We start from the raw sequence: 411 nt of genomic DNA on the forward strand, positions 1-411 counted from the left end.
GGTCTCTACGGCGCCGACCGAGGAGGCCGCCCTGGAGCGGTCCACCGAGTTCGCCGACGCCTGGAGCAGGAAGTATCCGCCGATCGTGAAGCTGTGGGAGAACGCCTGGGAGGAATCCGCCCCCTTCCTGCGGTTCGACACCGAGGTCCGCCGGATCGTCCGCACCACGAACGCGATCGAGTCGGTGAACGCCCGCATCCGCCGAGCGGTCAAAGCTCGCGGGCACTTCCCCAACGAGCAGGCCGCCCTGAAGTGCGTCTACATGGCAATCATGTCGCTCGATCCCACCGGCAGGGACCAGGCCCGCTGGAACATGCGCTGGAAGACCGCGCTGAACGCCTTCGACATCACCTTCGACGGCCGCCTGCCGGCAGCTCGCCAGTAGCCCCAACCACCCCAGTTACACCGCTC

General features: G+C 67.4%; 1 protein-coding gene. It reads left to right on the forward strand.

Translation table 11 applies throughout. The annotated features are described in order from the left end of the window. Nucleotides 1-385: IS256 family transposase (locus tag IH25_RS0136895; protein ID WP_030621477.1), on the forward strand; the 385-nt coding region annotated here is incomplete at its 5' end. Nucleotides 386-411: the final 26 nt, after the last annotated feature.

Source organism: Streptomyces achromogenes subsp. achromogenes, from assembly GCF_000720835.1.
GTDB classification, from domain to species: Bacteria; Actinomycetota; Actinomycetes; order Streptomycetales; family Streptomycetaceae; genus Streptomyces; species Streptomyces achromogenes.